Origin of the sequence: Arthrobacter sp. E44 (assembly GCF_041877125.1) — a bacterium.
Lineage (GTDB): Bacteria > Actinomycetota > Actinomycetes > Actinomycetales > Micrococcaceae > Arthrobacter.
The window spans coordinates 1-21,539 of record NZ_JBHDJA010000019.1; the positions used below are offsets into that span (position 1 = coordinate 1).

Sequence of the window (21,539 nt, forward strand, 5' to 3'; positions counted from 1 at the left end):
TCGATCAAGGCTCGTAGCTCCTGACTTGATGAATGCGTAGAGAACATCCATCACAGCAGGGCTACGAGCCCTTCAGCTTTCAAGACACGAACCTGTTTCACCATCAACCACGAAGAGCCGCTAAACCCGGGAGCAAAAAAGCCCAGATAGAAAAAGCCTGCTCCCACAACCAGCGCCATTACTCCAAAAACGCGCACAAAAAACATCGAAGCCAGCAAGGACTTGGAGTAATCCACACCAAAGGGGTGGTAATTCTTAATGCCCTCCACTAACCCGCTGGCAGCCCCGTTGATGTTGGCGATCACGCACAGGCCCAACAGGAATAGGACGACGCCCATGCTGCCAGACGTCCAGCGGACGTATTCAACAAGTTTGAAGGCCACGGCAATCATGTTCACGATGAAAACCAGGAAAAACACGAGGTATAGGCTTTTCAGTGGTTGGGGCAGGGCCCCAATGAACTCCCGCATCGCTCCCCCGTTACCTTCGCGCCGGTTTCTCCAAAGAATAGGGGAATTAGCGTCGAGGAAGAAGCATTATGTTGCGCGGCTGTCGCCCAGCCCACCCGAACCCCGCCAGAGGCACGCGTCCACGTCGAACGGCAGCAGCTGATCCTGCTGCGCCATTAGGGACGCACCGTGCGCCGTGACCCGCCGCATGAAGTGGCGCCGGCACAGCGTCTCGTATCCCACCACCGGAAGGTGCCCGGCCTCCGGGGCGGCGGCCTCGACCACCATGTCCACGTCGCCAACCACCACCTGCGCGCCCTCGGTGACCATGACGCCGTCCACCGTCCTGGCATTGTGTGTGGCCCTGCGGCCACACCAGCACAGCGCCTCCACTTGAAGCACCTGCACCCGGTCGGCGAGCTCTATCAGGCGCTGCGAACCCGGGAACAACCGGGTTCGGAAGTCGGCGGTGATGCCGAAAGCGAAGACGTCCACATCGATCTCGTCCACCACCTTGGCCAACTGCTCCACCTGCTCGGGAGTATAGAACTGGGCTTCGTCGCAGATCAGGTAGTCAACCCGCTGGCCTTGCGTGCGCCGGACCATGACTTCCTCCCAGAAGTCCGTGCTGTCCAGCACCTCCACGGCATCCGTCTCCAGGCCGAGGCGGCTTGAGATCCGGGACTCGCCGGCGCGGTCGTTGCGGCTGAACCGTACGCCGCCGCGCCCGCGGGCCCGGTGGTTGTAGTCCATCTGCAGGGCCAGGGTGGATTTGCCGCAATCCATGGTGCCGGAGAAGAAGATCAGCTCAGCCACGACGGTTCCTTCCCTGGGCGGTAAAGCAGAGCAGCGGAACCTCCCGCTCGGCCTTCGTCAGCGAGCCGTGCTGGCCCACCACTTCCATAGCCGTGGGTCGCATGCGCCGGCCGTCGTAAAGCGCGACGGCGTCACGCGCCGCGATCATGACGTCACCGATCCTGCCTTCAACAGCAGGCCGCACGTCGCCAAAGAGCCCACCGGCAACGGCCTCCTCCTTGGTGAAGGCCCACACCCGGTCACCGAACCGGGCTTTCCACGCGGCCAGGAGCCGGTCGCGGGCACCGGCGGCGGACTCCACGTACCCCTCGTCGAGGTACAGGTGCACCATGCGCGGTTCACCGGCCGTGTGGCGGACTCCGTCCACCAAATCCGGATCCTTGGAGAAATCAATACGCTGCGACTCGGGGACGTCCAGCATCCCGTGGTCCGCAGTCAGCAGGATGGTGGTGCCGGCTGGCAGGGAGGAGCTAAGCCGCTTGACGGTGGCGTCGAGCTCTTCCAGCTGGTGTTCCCACTGTTCGGACTTGCAGCCGTAGCGGTGCCCTGCCTTGTCGAGTTCATTGACGTAGAAATACATCAGGGACCGGCCGGAGCCGGCCATGGCCTCTGCCGCTGCGGCGGTACGCGCGTGGGAGGTTGTCCCGGAGATGAACCTGCCGCCCCGAAGCGCTGCCCGTGTCATGGGCGAACTGTCGAACTGGGCAAGGCTGACCGTGCTGACATCCACCTCTTCGGCGATCCGTTCAAAGACCGTGGGGAAAGGCTGCCACGTCGACGGATCGACACCCGGATCCCAGTTTCCCAGCAGGTTGACCACCTTGTCCTGGTCCGGGTCCAGCACGTCATAGCCCACCATGCCGTGCTGGCCGGCCGGAAGACCGGTCCCAAAGCTCGACAATGCCGCGGCGGTGGTGGAGGGAAAGGCGGAGTCCAGCCACACCGGAACCTCGCCCTGTCCCGCCTGCACCACCGAGCGCAGGAAGGGTGTGTGCGCGGCCTTTTGCTTCAGGAGGTTCCGGCCCAGGCCATCCGCGAGCACAACGCAGATTTTGGCGGCGGAGGGGAGGCCGAGGGTGTTGGCGAAGCTGTCCACGCCAAGGCTGGCTGCCGCGCTGGTGAGCACTTCGGCGATGGAGCGGTGCCCATAGGCGGGAGCGGGCGGAAGGTCGGGGGCTTGTACTGAGTGGTTGGGGTCTTCCGGCATCTCAGCGCTGCTGGTGCCCGCGGCTGAGCCGGTTGCCAAACACTCCGGAGCGCGTCCGGGGGCCCATGGACTGCACATGCGGGACCGGCGCGGCGGAGCCGGTATTGACTGCCCGCAGGGCCCGGGCAAACAGCTTGGCGTCCTGCACGGCCTGAAGGCCATCCGCCTCGGCGCTGATGCGGAGCACGATGTCTTCCTGCGCGATGGTTCCTGTGTAGCCGTGGTCCGCTTCGCACTGCGGATCGCCGCAGCTGGCCGGCCCCATGTCCAGCCGTTGGCCGCCGGACCACGCGATGGACAGGGTCAGTTCGCGGACGGGGTCCGACGGCTTGTAGTTCTGCGGCTGGGCGTACATGTAGCTCAGGACCACGGACCGGATTTGGGCCACGGGAACGGACTCGGTGGAGATCTGGGCGACGATCTGCTCCCCCGCCTCGTCCAGTTGCTGGTCGTCCACGTGGGTGATCACCAGCATGTCCGCAGTGAGGACCAGCACGGTGATGTGGCGGCGGACCTCGGCCCGGTCGAAGTGGGTCTCCAGGTGCACCAGGTGGGCCACGCAGTCCCGGCCGTCCAGTGCGTCGTCGACGACGTCCGAGACAAGGCGCGGGTAGAACCCTGCCTTCTGCAGTGCGTCTTCCAGGCTCTGGCCCTGCACTCCGTGGTTGTGTGAGCTGTGGTGGCGGACGGCCTGGTTTTCATTGCCGGGCGTTTCGGGCGCCGACGCGGGAGGCTGGAAGCTCATGCCCCCATTTTCACAGATCGCCCGGTCACTTGCTAACCGCGTCAGCCCAGCATGGCCCGTCGCGCGCTGTCCGTGCGCTGCGCGGCGTTGCCGATCCGCACGTCGGCGGCGAGAATGGTCACCCCGGTGGTGCCGCACAAAACCGGGTTAAACTCCACCAGCGCGATCTCCGGATGGTTGTCCTTCATCCAGGCCAGCCGCCCGGCAAGGTCCTCCAGGGCAGCGACATCAACGGGCGGCAGGCCCTGGTAGCCGAAGAGCTTTCGGGACGCCCGGGGGGAACGGATGAAGTCGTGCACGTCGGCGGCGGAGAGCGGCGGGACGCGGTGCGCCCAGTCGTCGAGCAGGTTGACGGCGTCACCGGCAAGGCCGAACGAGATGACGGGGCCCAGCAGCGGATCCTCGATGGCACGGAAGGTGCACGCCTGCCCCACCGGCGCCATCGCCTGCACTTCGAGCGCAGGGTCTCCGTAGGCTGCGAGCGCCCGCCGCATCTGCACCACGTTTTGGCGCAGCGACTGTTCATCCTCGATGCCCAGGCGCACCCCGCCAAGATCCAGGCGGTGGCGGAGGGCCGGGGCGGTGGTCTTCAGCACCACCGGCCAGCCCAGTGCGTCAGCGGCCGCCACGGCCTCATCAGGGGTGCTGAAGGGCAGGGAGGGCAGGACCGAGATGCCGTAGTGCCCCAGCAGGGAAGCAGTCGCCGCCGGTTCCAGCTGCTTGAGCTGGTCACCGGTGACGTCCCGCAGCAGTTCGTCGAGCTCAGCCTCGGCCTGCCGCGGGTCGCAGCCTGCGGGTTCCACAAACTGCCCCTGGTCGCGGGCGGCCCACTCCGCGTACCGCACCACGGCGGCGAGCGCGGCGACGGCGGCTCCGGGGTTGGAATAGCAGGGGACGGTGCAGCCGTCCGCCCCCAACAGGCCTTCCACATTGATGGCCGGGTCCAGGATGCCGGTGAAAGCGGCCACCACCGGTTTGCGGGCGCTGGCCGAACATTCGGCCAGGACCTGCGCCACGGCATCGGGTGTCAGTCCGCGGGCCGGCAGCAGGGCAGCGACGGCGGCATGCACGGCATCGGAGGCCAGGGCATCGAGGAGGGCCTTCCGCAGTGCGGGAAGTGCCACCGACTGGCCGGCGTCGAGGTCCAGTCCGGAGACCACCTGCGCCACCCCCAGCCCGTGGGCCACAGCACTGTCCGCCACCACATTGCCCAGCGCCTGGGAGTTGCTGAAGATGGCAACATCCGGTCCCGCGGGAAGCGGCCGGCCGGAGACCACCTGCGCCACGTCCACCAGCTGCTCCACGGTTTCCACCCGGATCACGCCCGATTGCCGGAGCATGGCATCCAGCGCCCCGGCCGGTGCCTGGGTGGTCCGGACGGCATGGCCGGGCGGCAGCCGCAGGCCCATGGTGTCCGACTTCGCCACGATCACGGGCTTGGTGCGGGCCAGCCGGCGGGCGATGCGGGAGAACTTGCGGGGGTTGCCGATCGACTCAAGGTACAGGCCCACGGCGGAGGTATCGGCGTCGTCCTCCCAGTACTGCATCATGTCATTGCCCGAAACGTCCGCCCGGTTGCCTGCCGAGAGCAGGCTGGACACTCCCACCCGGCGCCGGCTGGAGGCGGCGTAAAGCGAGACGCCGATGGCCGCGGACTGGCTGAACAGGCCCAGGCCGCCGCGCAGCGGCATGGTGGGGGCCATGGAGGCGTTCAACGCCACGTCGGGGTGGGTGTTGGCGATGCCGAGCGACGCCGGCCCGATCACCCGCATGCCGTTCGCCCTGGCCTGGCGCACCAGGGCGCGCTGCCGCAGCAGGCCGCGTTCGCCGTCGTCCGCGAAGCCTGCCGAGGCGATCACGACGCCCTTAACGCCCGCAGCGGCGCACTCCGCCACAACCCCGGCCACCTCCTCGTAGGGGACGGCGATGATGGCCAGCTGGACGGGTTCGGGGACCTCTGAGAGCTTGCCGTAGGACATCATGCCCGCGAGCTCCAGCGCTTCCGGGTTGATGGCGTAGACGGAGCCGTGGAAGCCGCCCTCGATGATGTGTTCCAGCAGCTGGTACCCCACGGTCCCCCACCTGCGGCTGGCACCGATTACAGCAACGGACGACGGCGCCAGCAGCTCCCGGACGCTTCTCGCCTCTGCGCGGTGCTCGCGGGATTCCATGACGGCCCGCGATTTTTCGGTGGGGTCGATGTTGAACTCGAGGCTCACGACGCCGTCGTCGAAGTGGCGCTTGACGTCGTAGCCGGCGTCGGAGAAGACCATCAGCATCTTCCGGTTTTCCGGCAGCACCTCTGCGGTGAACTTCCGGATCCCGTTTTCGTGCGCAGCTGCGGCCAGGTGTTCGAGCAGGATGGAGCCGATGCCCCTTCCCTGGTGGGCGTCGGCGATGTTGAAGGCGACCTCGGCCTCAGTGGGGTTGGGGAGGCGGTCGTAGCGTCCGATGCCGATGATTTCCCCGTGGATGGTGATGACGAACGCCACGCGGTCCTTGTAGTCCACCTCGGTGAAGCGCTTGAGCTCCTTGGCGGACAGCCTGGCCTTGAAGGCGAAGAAGCGCATGTAGATTGAATTCTGCGACTGCCCGGTATGGAAGGCCTGGACAGCATCCTCGTCCGACGGGTGGATGGGCCGCAAATGCGCTGTTCCGCCGTCCCGCAGGACGACATCGGCTTCCCAATGTTCCGGATATTCGCCGTCCCCGGGCTGATCCACCATAGGCTTAGCCTAGCCAAAAACTCCCGCAGCACACCCCAACGGCTGCGCAGTAACCCCAGAAGGATTCACCACACCCCATGGCCCGCCGCCAAAGTCCAGCCCCGATCGCAGACGAGAACTACACGGAAAACATCGTCGATATCGATGTCACCTCCGAGATGCAGGGCTCGTTCCTGGAGTACGCGTACTCAGTGATCTACTCGCGCGCGCTCCCGGACGCCCGTGACGGGCTCAAGCCAGTGCAGCGGCGGATCCTCTACATGATGAGCGACATGGGCCTGCGCCCCGACCGCGGCCACGTCAAGAGCGCCCGGGTGGTGGGCGAGGTCATGGGAAAGCTGCACCCGCACGGCGACGCCGCCATTTACGACGCCATGGTGCGCATGGCGCAGGACTTCTCGCTGCGCCTCCCCCTGATTGACGGGCACGGCAACTTCGGCTCGCTCGACGACGGCCCCGCAGCACCGCGGTACACGGAAGCGAGGCTGGCGGCGGCCGCCCTCACGCTCACCAACCACCTCGACGAAGACGTGGTGGACTTCGTCCCGAACTACGACAACCAGCTCACCCAGCCGGACGTCCTGCCTGCCGCTTTCCCCAACCTGCTGGTCAACGGCGCCACCGGCATCGCCGTCGGCATGGCCACCAACATGGCCCCGCACAACCTGGTGGAAGTCATCTCCGCCGCCCGGCACCTGATCGCCAACCCGGACGCCACCCTGGATGACCTCATGCGGTTCGTTCCGGGCCCGGACCTGCCCAGCGGCGGCCGGATCGTCGGCCTGGACGGCATCCGCGACGCCTACGCCACCGGCCGTGGATCCTTCAAGACCCGCGCCAAGGTGGAGATCGAACAACTTTCCGCGCGCCGCACCGGCCTGGTGGTCACGGAACTGCCGTACATGGTGGGCCCGGAAAAGGTGATCGAAAAGATCAAGGACGCGGTCAACGCCAAGAAGCTGACCGGCATCAGCGACATCGTGGACCTGACCGACCGCAAGCACGGGCTCCGGCTGGTCATCGAGCTCAAGAACGGCTTCAACCCCAACGCCGTGCTGCAGCAGCTTTACCGGTACACGCCGATGGAGGACTCCTTCGGCATCAACAACGTCACCCTGGTGGACGGCCAGCCGCAGACTCTGGGCTTGGTGGACCTCTTGTCCGTCTACGTCAACCACCGCATCAACGTGGTCCGCCGCCGGACCGTGTTCCGCCTGGGGAAGAAGAAGGACCGGCTGCACCTGGTGGAGGGCCTCCTCATCGCCATCGTGGACATCGACGAGGTCATCCAGATCATCCGGTCCTCGGACGAGGCTGCTGCGGCCCGTGAACGGCTGATGTCCATCTACGACCTCACCGAGGTCCAGGCCAACTACATCCTGGAACTGCGCCTGCGCCAGCTCACCAAGTACTCCCGGATCGAGCTGGAAAAGGAACAGGACGAACTGCGCCGCGAGATCGCCGAGCTGCAGGCAATCCTGGACTCCGAGGAACTGCTGCGCACGGTGGTCTCCGACGAACTCGGCGCCATCGCCGAGGAGCACGGTACGCCCCGCAGGACCGTCCTGCTGGAATCCGAGGCCGTCTCCCCCACCGTGGCCGCCGAACTTGCCGGGGCCAACGGGAAGAAGGGCAAGCCCACTCCACTGTCCCTGGAGATTGCGGACGACCCCTGCTGGGCCATCCTCACAGCCTCCGGGCAGGTGGCCCGCACCAGCAACCAGGAACCGCTGGCCGAGGCCGGTCCCCGCAGCAAGCACGACGTCTACACCTCGGTGGTGAAGACGTCGGCCCGGGGCGAGATTGCGGCCGTCACCTCGCTGGGCCGCATGCTCCGGCTGCAGGTCATGGACATGCCCGTGCTCGCGCCCATGGCCGGGCTGCCCAACCTCGCCGGCGGCGTTCCGGCCAAGGAGTTCCTCACCCTGGTGAAGGGCGAGTCCCTGGTGGCGTTCGTGCGCCTGGACGAGGTCCTGGCCATCGGCACCGCCCAGGGCGTGGTGAAACGCGTCCAGCCGGACTATCCGCTGAACCGCGAGGACTGGGAAGTCATCACCCTCAAGGACAAGGACTTCGTGGTGGGCGTGGCTCCGGCCAGCGCAGACGACGTCGACCTGGTGTTCCTCACCCGGGAGGCCCAGCTGCTGAAGTTCCCCGCATCCGCCGTCCGTCCCCAGGGGCGTACCGCCGGCGGCGTGGCGGGAATCAAACTGGCCGCGGGTGACCAGGTGATCTTCTTCGGTGCCGTGCAGCCCAAGGACGAGGCCGCCGTCGTGGTAACCATCGCCGGGACCAACGGCGCCCTCCCTGGCACGGCTCCAGGCACGGCGAAGGTCACCGCCTTCTCCGAATACCCGGCCAAGGGACGCGCCACCGCCGGGGTTCGGTCACACCGTTTCCTGAAAGGCGAGGACATGCTGCTGCTCGCCTGGGCAGGACACGGCCCGGCGAAGGCGTCATCCGCCGCCGGCGTGGCAAGGTCCCTGCCCCAGGAGCACGGCCGCCGTGACGGATCGGGCGTCCCGCTCTCCCAGGCCGTGGAAGCGGTGGGCCCGGCCATGGCCTGGCCGGACGGAGCATCCGAGGACGACTAGTGCGGGCGGGACTGAGGCGCGGCCGCCTCCAACAGTGCAGCTGCGCTCAACCCGCCACGTCCCTGCGCCGAAAGCCCGCGACGGCGAGCGCCAACAGCACCGCAATGGTGAGGGCGGACACCAGCACGCTGTCCCACGCGGGCCCCTGCCGCAACGGGTCCTGGCCAACGTACTGGTAGAACGGTGAGGCCTTTTGGATCCGGCGGAAGGCTTCCACCAGCGGTGCAAGCGCGTTGACGATGTAGGCAAGAACCGCCAGCACCGCGGGGATTCCGCGGCTGAGGCCGGTCCGCCCTGTGGACGCCGACAAGGCGAGGGCCAGGGATCCGAAAACCACGCCCAGCAGTGCCAGGTGCAGCATGGCGGCAGCCACCTTGTCCGGCGGCAGGACAAGGTCCGCCATGTTGCCCTCAATCACCAGCGACAGCCCCATGACGGCGGCCAGCAGGAAGGTGCCCAGCACCATGGCGAAGAACTTGTCCACCACCACCCTGCCCCGGCCCACCGGGTTGGCAAGCAGCAGGTCCATGGTGTCCCGGTCCTCTTCCCCGCCAATCGACCCGGCCCCGGCGCTGATGGCGTAGATCAGCACGGCGATCGGCCCCATGAAGGACAGCAGCTCCACCTGGATATAGCCCGTGGGAGTGGACATGTCGGCGCTGGATGTGGCGAACAGCGACCGGAACGCCTCCGGCATTTGGTCGATGAAGTCACTCATGGACGGCTGCGACTTCACGGACGGCCAGATGGCTGCGTACGTGGCCACAATCAGCGCCAGGGAGACGGCCCATGCCAGCAGCACCCTCCCCTGGTCCCGGAGCGTCTTCAGCAGGACGTTAACCAGCATGGCCCACCGCCGTTCCGGACACGCTTTCCGTCTCGGCGGCGGACGTATGGCCGGGTTGCTGGTCAATCCCGTAGTAGCTCAGGAACATCTCCTCCAGCGGGGCTTCGGAACATTCGAAGTCCTCCACTTCCCTGGCGCTGACCAGCTTGAGCAGTGCATCCAGGGCAGCCTGCGGGGCGTTGCAGCTCAACGTGCGGCCGTCAACCTGCAGATCCCGCACCCCGGGAACACCGGCAAACTCCGCCGCAGAGACCCCGTCGGTGAAACGGGCCCTCACCCGGTGCAGGGAGCGGGCGGCAAGGTCCTGCAACCGTTCCACCGCCACCAGTTTTCCACCGCGCACCACTCCGATTCGGTCCGCCACACGCTCCGCCTCGCCCAGGACGTGGGAGGAGAACAAGGCTGAACCGCCGTCGGCAGTGTGCTCACGCAGGATGGAATGGAAAACCTGCTGCACCAGCGGATCGATTCCGCTCGTTGGTTCGTCCAGCACCAGCAGCCGTGGCCGCGACATCACGGCCAGGACCACGGCGAGCTTCTGGCGGTTCCCGCGCGACAACGTGCGGGCCGGCCGGTCCAGGTCCAGGTCCAGCCGGACCGCGACCTCCGCTGCCCGTTTCCGGTCATCGCGGTGCCGCAGGTGGGAGCAGTAGGCGACGTGCTGGTTGCCGGTGAGGCGGTCGTACAGCGCCGGCTCGCCGGGCACGTAGCCCACCAGGCGGTGGACGTCCCGCGACTGCCGCCAGGCATCCAGTCCCAGTACGGCCGCTGTTCCCGCAGAAGGCCGCAGCATCCCCACCAGGAGCCGGATGGTGGTGGTTTTGCCTGCCCCGTTCGGGCCCAGGTAGCCAAACACCTCGCCTGGCCCGATGGTGAGGCTGACGTCGTCGAGCGCTGCGTTCCGGCCAAACCGCTTGGTCAGGCCGGCCAGCCGCACCATGCTTTCCCCGTCCGTGCTTTGCGCGCCCATGCTCGTTTCCGGGCTCATGCTGCGACGCTAGCCGGGCCGCTGCGTCCATCCCAGAGTCTTTTGGCCCGCACCGCTTAGACTGCTCCCATGCCTATCGTTCCCGATGCCAAGGACTGGACCTGGGTCCTGTCCCGCCCCTGCCCGGAATGCTCCTTCAACGCCTCCTCAGCCACACCGGCAACGGTCCCGGGCAGCATCGAAAGCATGATTCCGCGATGGCTGGCCGTCCTGCGCCGGCCGGACGCGACCCAGCGCCCCAACGACGACACCTGGTCCGCGGTTGAGTACGCCTGCCACGTGCGGGACGTCTTCACCCTGTTCGTCCAGCGGCTGAACCTGATGCTCACGGCGGATGATGCCCGCTTCGCGGACTGGGACCAGGACCGGACAGCGGTCGAAAAGGACTACGCCAACGCCGACCCGTCGGAAGTGGGCCCGGAACTGGCGGCAGAAGGACACGAGGCGGCCGAGTCGTTCGCCGGCGTCCCCGAAGAGGACTGGGGACGCAAGGGGCTGCGCAGCAACGGCTCGGAGTTCACCGTCCTGACGCTCTCCCAATACTTCCTGCACGACGTCTTCCATCACCTGCACGACGTCAACGGCTAGGGATACAGGCTTCCCGGCCCCTTTCCGGCTTTAACGGGAGGGGCGTCAGCGCAAACGCGCCAGCGGTGCCCGCGCCTGTCCCGAGAATTCCGACAGGTCAAGGCGCCCGTCACCGGCCTGGATGTCCGCCGGGTTGTGGGTGACCAGCACCACCGTGCGGTCCCGCAGCCCGGAACGCAGGTCCGCGAGCATGGCGGCGGCGGACTCCGCGTCCAGGTGGGCGGTGGGCTCATCCAGCAGGATCACCTCCGCACCGGTCAGCAGGGTCCGGGCCACAGCCAGGCGCTGGCGCTCGCCGCCGCTCAGGAAAGCACCCCCCGGGCCGATCCGCGTGTCCAGCCCCGCCGGCAGCCGGCCAACCAGCCCGGCCAGTCCGACGGCGGCCAGGACGGCGTCCAGCTCTTCGTCACGTCCCGCAGAGGCGCCGCCGGTGGACGGCCTGCCCAGCAGCAGGTTGCCGCGGATGGTGGAGTCGAACAGGTGTGCATCCTGCGGGCACCACGCCGCCCGGCCGGTCACCCTCACCTGGCCGGAAGCGGGCGGCAGGAAACCCAGCAGCACCGAGAGCAGCGTGGATTTGCCGGAGCCTGAGGGTCCGGTGACCGCCAGCCAGCGCCCGGGTGCTGCCTCCGCATCCACGCCCGAGAAGACCGGGGAGCCACCCGGCCAGGCCGCAGCCAGGTCCACCAGTTCGATGCCTGGCGCACCGCCGGCCCTGGCGGGAACGGGCTGCAACCCGTCGGACGCGTCGCCGCCTTCTTCAAGCGCCCCCGACTCCCCCACCCGGCGCATGACGGCACGGAGCGCCGGGAACTGGCGCACCGCCGTCGTCATTGCTGCGAAGGGTTCCACCAGCGCCAGCAGCAGGAGGACCACCACGGCCGCGATGGCCGGGGCAACCCTGGCTGCAAGGACTTCGGGCCCGGCCAGCCAGGCTGCAGCCAACGCGGCAGCACCGCAGGCGGCCGTGGCGACGGCGTGTCCCAGCCCGTCGGCCCAGGCGGACCGTTGGGAGGCGCGGGTGGCGTCCCGGTCCTCGGCCAGCAATGCGTCAAGGACGCGGGGCGCCACACCGTTGGCGTGCAGTTCGGCCCGTGCGTCCAGGGCTGCCGTGACGCGGCGCAGGACGCCGGAGCGCAGGGCCTGCTCGGCACTGGCGGACTTCCGGTCACCCCACAGGGCGGCTGCGGGCGCCAGCAGCAGGCCACTGACCGCTGCCCCAACCACTGCGGGAAGGGCGGCCGGCACCAAGGTTCCGGTGGCGGCCACGGCAAGGACGGACACCGCAAGCGCCGTGACCGGCGGCAGGACCACGCGCGGCAGGAGGTCGCGGACGGTGTCGACGTCGTCGATCACCGTACCCAGCACGTTGCCGCCCTGCAGGAGCCGGCGCAGCGACAGCGCCCTGCGGCTCAGGGACTCCCACAGCCGTCCGCGCAGGCGGGTCAGGGCGGCGAACACGGCATCGTGCAGCAGCAGCCGCTCCCAATAGCGGAACACGGCGCGGCCGATGCCAAAGAACCGGACGCCGACAATGGCCGTCAGGAGGTAGAGGATGGGCGGCTGCTCGCTGGCGCGGATGATGAGCCAGCCAGACAGGCCGGAAAGCGCGACGGCGAAGACGGCCGCCAGGGTGCCGACGAAGGCCGCCGCCGCGAACTTGCCCCGGACCGGTGCCAGGAGTGCGGCCAGGAGGCGCGCGGCCCGGGGATCGGCGCCAGGAGCGGCACTGCGGGCGGGGCGGACGGGCCTGGCGCGCCTGGCGTCCGTTCCGCCGTCGGCACCGGTGTCTGTGGCGGGCGTGCCATTCGACCTTGTGCTGCCGGCGGTGCCGGCGTCATCTGCCAGGAGCGCGGAAATGCCGGCACGCGGTACCTCCGGTGTCGTGCCGGCAGGGCCGACCGGCACCAGGACGTCTGCCAACTGCCGGGTGCGCTGGTTGTGGGCCACCAGGATCACGGTGACCTCGCCGCGGAGCCGCCGGATGGCGTTCTCGACGATGACGGCCGAGGCGTCGTCCAGGTGCGCCGTGGGCTCGTCCAGCAGCAGGAGGGTGGCACCCGCGTCGATCCGGGCCAGGCCTCGGGCCAGTGCCACGCGCCGCAGCTCACCCGGGCTCAGCTCCGCCTGGTGCTTCCCGGCGAGGTGGCCGGCTCCTGCGCGTTCCAGGCAGCCGCGGGCGGCGCTTTCGGCCGTGAACCGGTCCGGGCCGTGGCCGGCGTCCGGTGAGAGGTACAGCAGCACCTCGTCCAGGACCTTTCCGGCGACCATGACCGGATGCTGCGGCACCCAGGCCACGGCGCCACGGTCCAGGCCGTTGATGTACCCGGTAATGCTGGTTCCTGCCGCATCCGGTTCGCCGCCGTTGCCGATGGTGCCGGCCAGTACACCCAGGACGGTGCTCTTGCCGGCGCCGCTGGGGCCGTCCAGGGCGGTGATCCTGTCCTGGGGTGCGGTGAAGGAGAGGGGTCCTACGGCGGCTCCGGACCGCCCGGGATAGGTCACCGTGAGGGCGGTGACCTCCAGCGGGGCGCCCGGCCTGCCGGCCTTGGCGGCCGGCAACGGCGCCGGTTCAGGCGCATCCGTCACGGCGGCTGTTTCCGCGAGCGCCACCCGGCCGTCGTCGCTGGCGTGGTGGGCGGTGCCCAGTTCCCGCAGCGGAAGGTAGCAGTCCGGGGCCAGGAGGAGTGCCAGCAGGCCCGCCTCCAGCGGCATGCCGCCGTGGACCAGCCGGACGCCAATGAAGACCGCCACCACGGCCACCGAGATGGTGGCGATGAGTTCCAGGGCCAGGGCGGACAGGAACGCGGTCCGGAGGGTGCCCATGGTGCGCGAGCGGTATTCCTCGGAGATCTCCTCCAGGGCCTTGCGCTGCGCGGTGGCCCTGCCCAGTCCCACCAGGACCGGCAGGCCCTTGGCGAGCTCCAGCATGTGGCCGGACAGCCGCGCCAGCGAGGCCTGGGCCTGCCGCACGTTGTCTTCGGTGTAGCGGCCGATCAGCACCATGAACACCGGGATCAACGGGACCGTCAGCACGATGACCAGCGCGCTGACCCAGTCTGCGAAGAGGATCCGGGCCCCGAGCAACAGCGGAACGGCGGCGCAGTTGACCAGCGCCGGGAGGAACTGGGTGTAGTAGCTGTCCAGCGCATCCAGGCCGCGGGTGGCCAGGACGGCCAGGCCGCCGTCGCCGGGACCGGTTCCCCGCACCCCGCTTCGCAAGGCCCGCTCCAACAGTTCGGCGCGAAGCTCCTCCTTGACCCCCAGGGCTGCGCGGCGGGCGGCGACGGCCTGCCCCCAGACGGTCAGGGAGCGGAGGACGACGCCGACGGCACCTGGAGTGAGCTGCTGTGCCCAGGCCTCGTTCCCCTCGGCGAGGCCGGCCAGGACGGAGGCCACCGCCTGGCCGATGAGGATCAGGGACAGGGCCTTGAGCGCGGCCAGCAGTCCCAGCCAGTAGATGGCGGACCGGGTGGCCGGGCCTGTGGGGAAGGTTGGCCGCACGTCAGCCCTTGGTGGTGAAGGCTTTGGCGGCGATGGCAGGGAGGAAGCTGTGGGCTTCGGGAATGTGCGCAGCGCTGACGCGGCGGCGGAACACCCAGTAGGTCCAGGCCTGGTAGGCGATCACCAGGGGAAGCCCAAAGGCCGCCACAATGCTCATCAGCCCCAGGGTGTAGTCCGAGGATGAAGCGTTGGAGATGGTGAGGTCAAAGGCGCTGTCCAGCGTGGAGGGCAGCACCACCGGGAACACGGCCCCGAAGATGGATGCGGTGCCCAGGATCAGGAAGGCGCCAAGGGCCAGGAAGGCCCTGCCTTCGGAGCCGTTCCGGGCCAGCAGCCAGGCGGTGGCGGCAGCGCCAACGGCCAGCACGACGGCGGCCCAGGTCCACGGCTTGCCGTCCAGGAACTGGATGGCCGAGGCCCATGCGGCGATGGGCAGGAGCAGGACCGGCAGCAGCCGCACGAACCACTGGCGGGCACGGTGGCGGACGTCGCCGTCGGTCTTGAGGGCCAGGAAGGCCAGGGCGTGGAGGAGTGAGAAGCCCACGACGGCAAGGCCGCCCAGCAGGGCGTAGCCGCTGAACCAGGCCATGGGGCCGCCTTCCCGGTCGCCGTTGGCATTCAGCGGAAGCCCGGTGGTGGTGAGGGCCAGGGCGGCGCCCACGCCGAACGCCGCGAAGAAGGAGCCCAGCGCGATGGCCCAGTCCCAGCGGTTCCGCCAGCTGTCCGTGTCCACTTTGCCCCGGTATTCGAATGCGACCGCCCGGAAGATCAGGGCCAGCAGGACCACCAGGAGGGGGAGGTAGAGCGCGGAGAACAGCGAGGCGTACCAGAGGGGAAAGGCGGCGAAGGTGGCGCCGCCGGCGGTCAGCAGCCACACCTCGTTGCCGTCCCACACAGGCCCGATGGTGTTCAGCAGTACCCGGCGCTCGGTGTTGTTGCGGGCGAAGAGCTTCATCAGCATCCCGACCCCCAGGTCGAAGCCTTCCAGGAAGAGGTAGCCGGTCCACAGCACCGCGATGGCGATGAACCATATGGTGGGAAGCAGTTCCATTGTTTGTTTCCTCTGCTAGTAGGCGAAGGCCAGGACGTCGTCGGCAGGTTTGGGCCCGGTGTTGCCGCCGGAACCGGGTGTTTCGTCCTCGTTCTCGTCCGCCGGTGCGTGGCCGAGTTCCGGCATCGCGGACACCACACCCCCGCGGATGTACTTGACCAGCAGCTTGACTTCCACCACCAGCAGGACGGCGTACACGGCGGTCAGTGCCACCAGCGAGGCAATGAGTTCCCCTGCGGAGACACCCGGGGATACGGCGGCGGCGGTGAACATGAACACCTGGTCGATTCCGCTGGGGTCCGGGTTGGGCGCCACGACGAAGGGCTGGCGGCCCATCTCGGTGAAGATCCAGCCGGCGGCATTGGCGCCGAAGGGGGCCAGGATGCCGAAGACTGCCAGACGCATGAGCCACCGGGATTCCGGCACGGTCCCCTTGCGGGTGAGCCAGAGGGCCACCAGTGCTGCCAGGGCGGCGAGGCCGCCAAAGCCGATCATCATCCGGAAGCCCCAGTAGGTGACTTCCATGACAGGGACGTACTGGATTTCCTGGCCTGCGCGCTCGCCGTAGATCGGGTTGTCCGGCAGGTGGGTTCCGTAATTGGCCTGGTACTCCGGCAGCAGGGTGTTGACGCCCTTGACCTCGGTGGTGAAGTCGCCCTTGGCTAGGAAGGACAGGATGCCCGGAACCTCGATTACGGCCACCACGTCGTCGCAGTTCCTGGAGCCGACGTTCCCGACGCTCAGGACGGAGAAGCCGGTACCGTCGTGGCAGGCGGCCTCCGCCGCGGCCATCTTCATGGGCTGCTGCTGGAACATCAGCTTGCCCTGGAGGTCGCCGGTGACGGCGGTGCCGGCGAACGAGATCATGGCGACCACGGCACCGATGCGCAGGGAACGGATCCAGACGTTGTGATCGGCGCGGTCGCGGCCGGGAATGCGGACGTCTTCACCGGGGATCACCCGGCCGTCTGCACCCACGGTGTCAACGCCGTCGTGCCGCCGCCGCCACAGGTGGTACCAGGCGATGCCCAGGAGGAAGCCGCCTGCCACGGCGAGGGCGCCGAACAGGGTGTGCGGAACGGCCACAAGCGCGGTGTTGTTGGTGAAGACGGCCCAGGCGTCGGTCATGACGGGCCGGCCGTTGATCATTTCCACCCCTACCGGGTGCTGCATCCAGCTGTTCGCCACGATGATGAAGTAGGCGGAGAGTGCTGATCCGATGACGGCCACCCAGAGGCAGGCCAGGTGGATGGCCGGCTTGAGCTGCTTCCAGCCGAAGATCCACAGGCCGAGGAATGTGGACTCCACGAAGAAGGCCAGGAGCGCTTCCAGGGCCAGGGGCGCCCCGAACACATCCCCCACGAAGCGGCTGTACTCGCTCCAGGCCATACCGAACTGGAACTCCTGCACGATGCCCGTGGCCACGCCCATGATGAAGTTGATGAGGAACAGCTTTCCCCAGAACTTGGTCATGCGCAGGTATTCGGGCTTGCCGGTGCGGTACCAGGCTGTCTGGATGACGGCCACCACGAGGCCCAGGCCGATGGTCAGCGGCACCATCATGAAGTGGTAGACGGTGGTGATTCCGAATTGCCAGCGTGCGATTTCCAAGGCGTCCATGGCGGTCCCTACTGTTAGCCGATGTAGTTTTCTACGCTTCGTAGAACTTCAACTTCTACAAAGTGTAGAACATCCTTGACGGCGGATGAAAACCCTCCCGCCCTCACCTAGCATCCCGCGGCGGGCCACGCCGCGCCAGATGTTCTACTCCATGTAGAACGTTGGCCGGTTTCGGGGTAAATTAGTTCTGTAGTTGAACAACAGTGGGACGTAACCGTGCACCGAAAGTGCGCGGCGCGGGGAAATAAAGGAAAAGTGAAATGGCTAGTCTTGGTGAACTGGAACGGGCGGTCATGGACCTGCTCTGGGCGGGCCAGGAAGCGGCTACGGCCAATACCCTGAGGGACCAGTTGGCGCGCACGTCGGCGGCACAGGGCGGGCCGGGCCATGAAGGCAAGGAACTGGCCGTCACAACGGTACTGACCGTACTTTCACGCCTGGAGAAGAAGGGGCTGGTGGAACGCGAACGCGGCACCCGTCCCCACCGCTACCAGGCGGTGTCCAGCCGCGCAGACCACACCGCGGAACTCATGCATGAGGTCCTCGGGTCAGCACCGGACCGCGAGGCCGTCCTGGCCCGCTTCATCGGGTCGGTGTCCGAAGGTGAAGCCGAGACGCTGCGCAAACTGCTGGGCCGCGTCTAGCACACCATGTTCTGGGCCTCATACCTGCTGGCGGTCCTTGCGATAATCCTGGCGTGGCCGGTGCCGATCCTCCTGTCCCGGGCCCAGTGGCCGGCCAGGTCGCCGTTCACGGCCATGCTGCTGTGGCAGGCGATCGCGCTTGCAGGTGGGTTGTCAATGATCGGCGCCATGCTGGTCTACGGCCTGGAACCTATTGGAGACAACCTGATTGCAGGCCTCCGCGGCCTCGCCGGCATGGTATTTTTCAACGCGCCCACCACCGCGCTGGGGTTCTGGCACATCTTTGCCCTGTCCGCTGCTGCCCTGCTCACCGTCCATCTGGTGTTCACCCTGCTGCTGACGTACTACAAAATCCAGCGCCAGCGGCGGCGGCACCGGGAAATGCTGGCCCTGCTGGCGTCACCCTCCGGCCAGGATGCCGGAACCCTGGTCATCAGCCACGACTCACCCGTGGCGTACTGCCTTCCGGGCGGCGCGCGTTCGGTGACGGTGCTGTCGGACGGCCTGATGGCGGCGCTCGAACCGGCAGAGCTTCGGGCGGTGCTGATTCACGAGAACGCCCACCTCAACCAGCGGCACCACCTCCTGCTCTGGGCCTTCGCCGCGTGGCGGCAGGCCCTTCCGTGGCTGCCCACCACCCGGCTTGCCCAGGAGTCCGTGAACTCCCTCATCGAGATGCTGGCCGATGACGTGGCCCTGCGGACCGAGAGCAAAGCCACCCTCATCAAGGCCATCGCCATCGTGGCCAGCGGTTCAGCCGCGGAGGCCGGCGCCGGTGTCCGGCCCTCCTCGCCAACGCTGGCCCTGTCCGGGCTTGAGGCAGCATCAGGCGGAGCCGGCTCGGACGCTGTCCGTACCGCAGCTTCCCGCGTCAGCCGCCTGCTGACGCCCCAGCCTCCGCTTCCTTCCGCCGTCCGCAGCGCCGTCATGGCAGGCAGCGTCCTGCTGCTCGCGCTGCCCACCGCACTCCTGCTGGTTCCCGGACTGCTCGGCTGACCAGCCGCCGTCGTGCCCTGTCCAACGAGCCTGCCGTGCCCTCCCGCGCCTTCCCAGCCAGGTGCCAGCCGCCTGCCCCCAATTGCGAGGCCGTACGCCGCTGTCAGGCGTCGATGCGCTCCCGGTCCAGGCTGGAGGCGCCGGCGATGATGAAGTCCTTGCGCGGCGACACGTCCGAACCCATCAGCAGGTCGAAGATTTCCTCCGCCTGCTGCGCGTTCTCGATCCCCACCTTGCGCAGCGTGCGGTGCCGCGGGTCCATGGTGGTTTCGGCCAGCTGCTCGGCGTCCATCTCCCCCAGGCCCTTGTACCGCTGGATCGGTTCCTTGTACCGCTTGCCTTCCTTGGCCAGGCGGGCCAGCAGCACGTGCAGTTCAGCTTCTGAGTAGGTGTAGATCATCTCGTTGGCCTTCTGACCGGCGTTGATGACCTCCACGCGGTGCAGCGGAGGCACCGCAGCGAATACCCTTCCCTCAAGGATCATGGGACGCATGTAGCGGAAGAACAGGGTCAGCAGCAGTGTCCGGATATGGGCTCCGTCCACGTCGGCGTCCGTCATGAGGATGACCTTGCCGTACCGGGCCGCGCTGATGTCGAAGCTGCGGCCGGAGCCTGCGCCCACCACCTGGATGAGGGCCGCGCATTCGGCGTTGGAGAGCATGTCCCCCACCGACGCCTTTTGGACGTTCAGGATCTTGCCCCGGATGGGCAGCAACGCCTGGAAGTCGGAGGATCGCGCCAGCTTGGCAGTGCCAAGTGCGGAGTCACCTTCCACGATGAACAGTTCGGAACGTCCGACGTCGTCCGTCCGGCAGTCGGCGAGCTTGGTGGGCATCGAGGAGGTTTCCAGCGCGTTCTTGCGCCGTTGGGTCTCCTTGTGCACCCGGGCCGAGATGCGGGACTTCATCTCGCTGACGATCTTTTCCAGCAGCAGGGCGGACTGGGCCTTGTCATTCTTGCTGGACGACGACAGCTTGGCGGAGATCTCCTTCTCCACCACCCGGGCCACGATGGCCCGGACGGCGCTGGTGCCGAGGATCTCCTTGGTCTGGCCCTCGAACTGCGGTTCCGCCAGCCGCACGGTCAGCACCGCCGTCAGGCCCGCGAAGATGTCGTCCTTTTCGATCTTGTCGTTGCCGGCCTTGAGCTTGCGGGCGTTTGCCTCCACCGCTTTGCGGAAGGTCTTGACCAGCGCCTGCTCGAAGCCGGACTGGTGGGTGCCGCCCTTCGGGGTGGCGATGATGTTCACGAAGCTGCGCACGGTGCTGTCGTAGCCGATGCCCCAGCGCAGCGCCACGTCCACTTCGCAGTCACGCTCTACCTCTGCCAGCTGGCTGTGCCCGCGTTCGTCCAGGACCGGGACCGTCTCCTTGAACTTCCCCGACCCGTGCAGGCGCCACACGTCGGTGACGGCAGGATCGGCGGCGAGGAACTCGACGAACTCGGAGATGCCGCCGTCGTGGTGGAAGACCTCCTCATGGGGGCCGGCCTCACCAGGCGTCCCGGCGACCCTGCGCTCGTCCCGCACCGTGAGCTTGAGTCCGGGCACCAGGAAGGAGGTCTGGCGGGCGCGGGCCACGAGGTCCTCGTAGGAGAACTTGGCATCGGGGGTGAAGATCTGCCGGTCCGCCCAGTAACGGATGCGGGTTCCGGTGACGCCGCGCTTGGCCTTGCCCACGATGTCCAGCACCGAGTCGTCGACGAACGGTGTGAAGGGCGCTGCGGGGTCCAGGCGGGATCCGGCGTCCTTGAACCGCCCGGGTTCGCCCCGGCGGAAGGACATCCGGTAGGTCTTGCCGCCGCGGTCCACTTCCACGTCAAGGCGTGAGGACAGGGCGTTGACCACCGAGGCGCCAACGCCGTGGAGTCCGCCCGAGGCGGTGTAGGAGCCGCCGCCGAACTTGCCGCCCGCGTGCAGCTTGGTGAAGACCACCTCGACGCCGGTGAGCCCCGTCTTGGGCTCCTTGTCGATGGGGATGCCACGGCCGTCGTCGTGGATCTCCACGGAGTTGTCCGCGTGGAGGATGATGCGGATGTCGTGCCCGAACCCGGCCAGGGCCTCGTCCACGGAGTTGTCGATGATTTCCCAGAGGCAGTGCATGAGGCCGCGCGAGTCGGTTGAGCCGATGTACATGCCCGGGCGCTTGCGGACGGCTTCGAGGCCCTCCAGGACGGAAAGGTGCCGGGCGGTGTAATCAGAGCTAGGTGCCACTGGTGATGAACTCCTTCAGGGACGTGTGCGCGGCGCTGGAACCGCATCTTCTAGGGTAATCGGCTGCGGCGGCTGGAGCCGTCTGCCACACCCGCCCGCGGCTGTGCGGCACGCCACCAGCCCCAGTGATGGGCGGAACTTGCCCATTCTTGATTGAACCTTGCGGCTACGCGCACAGCGAACTTGCCCCATCCTTGCGATGGTTTGGATACGAATGCTGGTTATATAGATGTACTGATCTACTAAGGAGGCCGACATGACAACAGCAGTGGCAGACCGCACGCTCAACGCACTCGACCGGTGCGACCGTTGCGGAGCCCAGGCATATGTGCGGGTTGTACTCGAGTCCTCCGGCGGTGAGCTGCTGTTCTGCGGCCACCACGCCCGTGCAGTCGAGGCGACGCTCAAGCCGTTGAGCTCCGACTGGCACGATGAGACGGGAAAGCTTCACGAGAAAGCTGCCGTGGAAATCGACTAGATGAGGCATCGGTAACAACGAACCCTGCGGGGCCCTTCCACTACGGAAGGGCCCCGCAGGCGTTTAACCACATG

General features: G+C 67.7%; 16 protein-coding genes. 5 read left to right on the forward strand and 11 right to left on the reverse strand.

The features are described 5' to 3' along the window. Positions 1 to 50: 50 nt before the first annotated feature. From ACETK3_RS16020 to ACETK3_RS16040, 5 genes are all read right to left on the reverse strand, one after another. Positions 51 to 470, reverse strand: a complete 420-nt coding sequence (locus tag ACETK3_RS16020; protein WP_373993177.1) for a hypothetical protein — start codon at positions 468 to 470, stop codon at positions 51 to 53. A gap of 66 nt (positions 471 to 536) precedes the next feature. Continuing rightward, positions 537 to 1,265, reverse strand: a complete 729-nt coding sequence (locus tag ACETK3_RS16025) for a thymidine kinase (protein ID WP_236802071.1) — start codon at positions 1,263 to 1,265, stop codon at positions 537 to 539. After that, the gene (locus ACETK3_RS16030; RefSeq protein ID WP_236802070.1) at positions 1,258 to 2,472 is read right to left on the reverse strand and encodes an alkaline phosphatase family protein; all 1,215 of its coding nucleotides are present in this window, start codon (positions 2,470 to 2,472) and stop codon (positions 1,258 to 1,260) included. The genes ACETK3_RS16025 and ACETK3_RS16030 overlap by 8 nt, the downstream gene beginning before the upstream one ends. Position 2,473: 1 nt before the next feature. Then, positions 2,474 to 3,217, reverse strand: a complete 744-nt coding sequence (locus tag ACETK3_RS16035) for a DUF5998 family protein (RefSeq protein ID WP_236802069.1) — start codon at positions 3,215 to 3,217, stop codon at positions 2,474 to 2,476. Positions 3,218 to 3,258: 41 nt separating this feature from the next. Further along, positions 3,259 to 5,943 carry a bifunctional GNAT family N-acetyltransferase/acetate--CoA ligase family protein gene (locus tag ACETK3_RS16040; protein ID WP_236802068.1) on the reverse strand — a complete coding sequence of 895 codons (2,685 nt, stop codon included), beginning with the start codon at positions 5,941 to 5,943 and terminating at the stop codon, positions 3,259 to 3,261. 77 nt (positions 5,944 to 6,020) lie between these two features. Here ACETK3_RS16040 and ACETK3_RS16045 point away from each other — a divergent pair, with 77 nt between their 5' ends. After that, entirely contained in the window at positions 6,021 to 8,537 is a 2,517-nt protein-coding gene (locus ACETK3_RS16045; protein WP_236821812.1) for a DNA topoisomerase (ATP-hydrolyzing) subunit A, read from the forward strand. Positions 8,538 to 8,583: 46 nt separating this feature from the next. Here ACETK3_RS16045 and ACETK3_RS16050 read toward each other — a convergent pair whose 3' ends face one another. Next, positions 8,584 to 9,384, reverse strand: coding sequence for an ABC transporter permease subunit (locus tag ACETK3_RS16050; RefSeq protein ID WP_237430264.1), 801 nt, complete (start codon positions 9,382 to 9,384; stop codon positions 8,584 to 8,586). Beyond that, entirely contained in the window at positions 9,374 to 10,372 is a 999-nt protein-coding gene (locus tag ACETK3_RS16055) for an ABC transporter ATP-binding protein (protein ID WP_237430263.1), read from the reverse strand. The genes ACETK3_RS16050 and ACETK3_RS16055 overlap by 11 nt, the downstream gene beginning before the upstream one ends. Before the next feature lie 69 nt (positions 10,373 to 10,441). On the opposite strand from ACETK3_RS16055, the gene ACETK3_RS16060 reads away from it, so the two are divergent. Then, positions 10,442 to 10,960 carry a DinB family protein gene (locus tag ACETK3_RS16060; protein ID WP_236802064.1) on the forward strand — a complete coding sequence of 173 codons (519 nt, stop codon included), beginning with the start codon at positions 10,442 to 10,444 and terminating at the stop codon, positions 10,958 to 10,960. Positions 10,961 to 11,005: 45 nt separating this feature from the next. On the opposite strand, the gene cydD is transcribed toward ACETK3_RS16060, so the two are convergent. From cydD to ACETK3_RS16075, 3 genes are read right to left on the reverse strand one after another with little or no spacing between them, the layout of a single operon-like run. After that, positions 11,006 to 14,464 carry a thiol reductant ABC exporter subunit CydD gene (cydD, locus tag ACETK3_RS16065; RefSeq protein WP_236802063.1) on the reverse strand — a complete coding sequence of 1,153 codons (3,459 nt, stop codon included), beginning with the start codon at positions 14,462 to 14,464 and terminating at the stop codon, positions 11,006 to 11,008. Position 14,465: 1 nt separating this feature from the next. Beyond that, entirely contained in the window at positions 14,466 to 15,515 is a 1,050-nt protein-coding gene (cydB, locus tag ACETK3_RS16070; RefSeq protein ID WP_236802062.1) for a cytochrome d ubiquinol oxidase subunit II, read from the reverse strand. 15 nt (positions 15,516 to 15,530) lie between these two features. Further along, positions 15,531 to 17,135 (reverse strand): cytochrome ubiquinol oxidase subunit I, encoded by a 1,605-nt coding sequence (locus ACETK3_RS16075; RefSeq protein WP_236821807.1) that lies wholly within the window; start codon positions 17,133 to 17,135, stop codon positions 15,531 to 15,533. Positions 17,136 to 17,395: 260 nt separating this feature from the next. Between ACETK3_RS16075 and ACETK3_RS16080 the strand changes: the two genes are divergently transcribed. Then, on the forward strand, positions 17,396 to 17,779 hold the full coding sequence (locus tag ACETK3_RS16080) for a BlaI/MecI/CopY family transcriptional regulator (RefSeq protein ID WP_142134261.1): 384 nt from the start codon (positions 17,396 to 17,398) through the stop codon (positions 17,777 to 17,779). A gap of 6 nt (positions 17,780 to 17,785) precedes the next feature. Beyond that, entirely contained in the window at positions 17,786 to 18,775 is a 990-nt protein-coding gene (locus ACETK3_RS16085; RefSeq protein ID WP_237430262.1) for a M56 family metallopeptidase, read from the forward strand. A 103-nt stretch (positions 18,776 to 18,878) separates the two neighbouring features. Here ACETK3_RS16085 and ACETK3_RS16090 read toward each other — a convergent pair whose 3' ends face one another. Then, positions 18,879 to 20,987 carry a type IIA DNA topoisomerase subunit B gene (locus ACETK3_RS16090; RefSeq protein ID WP_236802059.1) on the reverse strand — a complete coding sequence of 703 codons (2,109 nt, stop codon included), beginning with the start codon at positions 20,985 to 20,987 and terminating at the stop codon, positions 18,879 to 18,881. A gap of 256 nt (positions 20,988 to 21,243) precedes the next feature. Here ACETK3_RS16090 and ACETK3_RS16095 point away from each other — a divergent pair, with 256 nt between their 5' ends. Beyond that, positions 21,244 to 21,465, forward strand: a complete 222-nt coding sequence (locus ACETK3_RS16095; protein ID WP_013600696.1) for a hypothetical protein — start codon at positions 21,244 to 21,246, stop codon at positions 21,463 to 21,465. Positions 21,466 to 21,539: the final 74 nt, after the last annotated feature.

What these genes read in the sequence shown, in the direction of transcription:
- ACETK3_RS16030 (WP_236802070.1), bottom strand. Translation starts at nt 2,472, where the DNA reads ATGCCGGAAGACCCCAACCACTCAGTACAAGCCCCCGACCTTCCGCCC.
- ACETK3_RS16040 (WP_236802068.1), bottom strand. Translation starts at nt 5,943, where the DNA reads ATGGTGGATCAGCCCGGGGACGGCGAATATCCGGAACATTGGGAAGCC.
- ACETK3_RS16055 (WP_237430263.1), bottom strand. Translation starts at nt 10,372, where the DNA reads ATGAGCCCGGAAACGAGCATGGGCGCGCAAAGCACGGACGGGGAAAGC.
- cydB (WP_236802062.1), bottom strand. Translation starts at nt 15,515, where the DNA reads ATGGAACTGCTTCCCACCATATGGTTCATCGCCATCGCGGTGCTGTGG.
- ACETK3_RS16095 (WP_013600696.1), top strand. Translation starts at nt 21,244, where the DNA reads ATGACAACAGCAGTGGCAGACCGCACGCTCAACGCACTCGACCGGTGC.
- ACETK3_RS16050 (WP_237430264.1), bottom strand. Translation starts at nt 9,384, where the DNA reads ATGCTGGTTAACGTCCTGCTGAAGACGCTCCGGGACCAGGGGAGGGTG.
- ACETK3_RS16085 (WP_237430262.1), top strand. Translation starts at nt 17,786, where the DNA reads ATGTTCTGGGCCTCATACCTGCTGGCGGTCCTTGCGATAATCCTGGCG.
- ACETK3_RS16045 (WP_236821812.1), top strand. Translation starts at nt 6,021, where the DNA reads ATGGCCCGCCGCCAAAGTCCAGCCCCGATCGCAGACGAGAACTACACG.
- ACETK3_RS16080 (WP_142134261.1), top strand. Translation starts at nt 17,396, where the DNA reads ATGGCTAGTCTTGGTGAACTGGAACGGGCGGTCATGGACCTGCTCTGG.
- ACETK3_RS16075 (WP_236821807.1), bottom strand. Translation starts at nt 17,135, where the DNA reads ATGGACGCCTTGGAAATCGCACGCTGGCAATTCGGAATCACCACCGTC.
- ACETK3_RS16035 (WP_236802069.1), bottom strand. Translation starts at nt 3,217, where the DNA reads ATGAGCTTCCAGCCTCCCGCGTCGGCGCCCGAAACGCCCGGCAATGAA.
- ACETK3_RS16020 (WP_373993177.1), bottom strand. Translation starts at nt 470, where the DNA reads ATGCGGGAGTTCATTGGGGCCCTGCCCCAACCACTGAAAAGCCTATAC.
- ACETK3_RS16060 (WP_236802064.1), top strand. Translation starts at nt 10,442, where the DNA reads ATGCCTATCGTTCCCGATGCCAAGGACTGGACCTGGGTCCTGTCCCGC.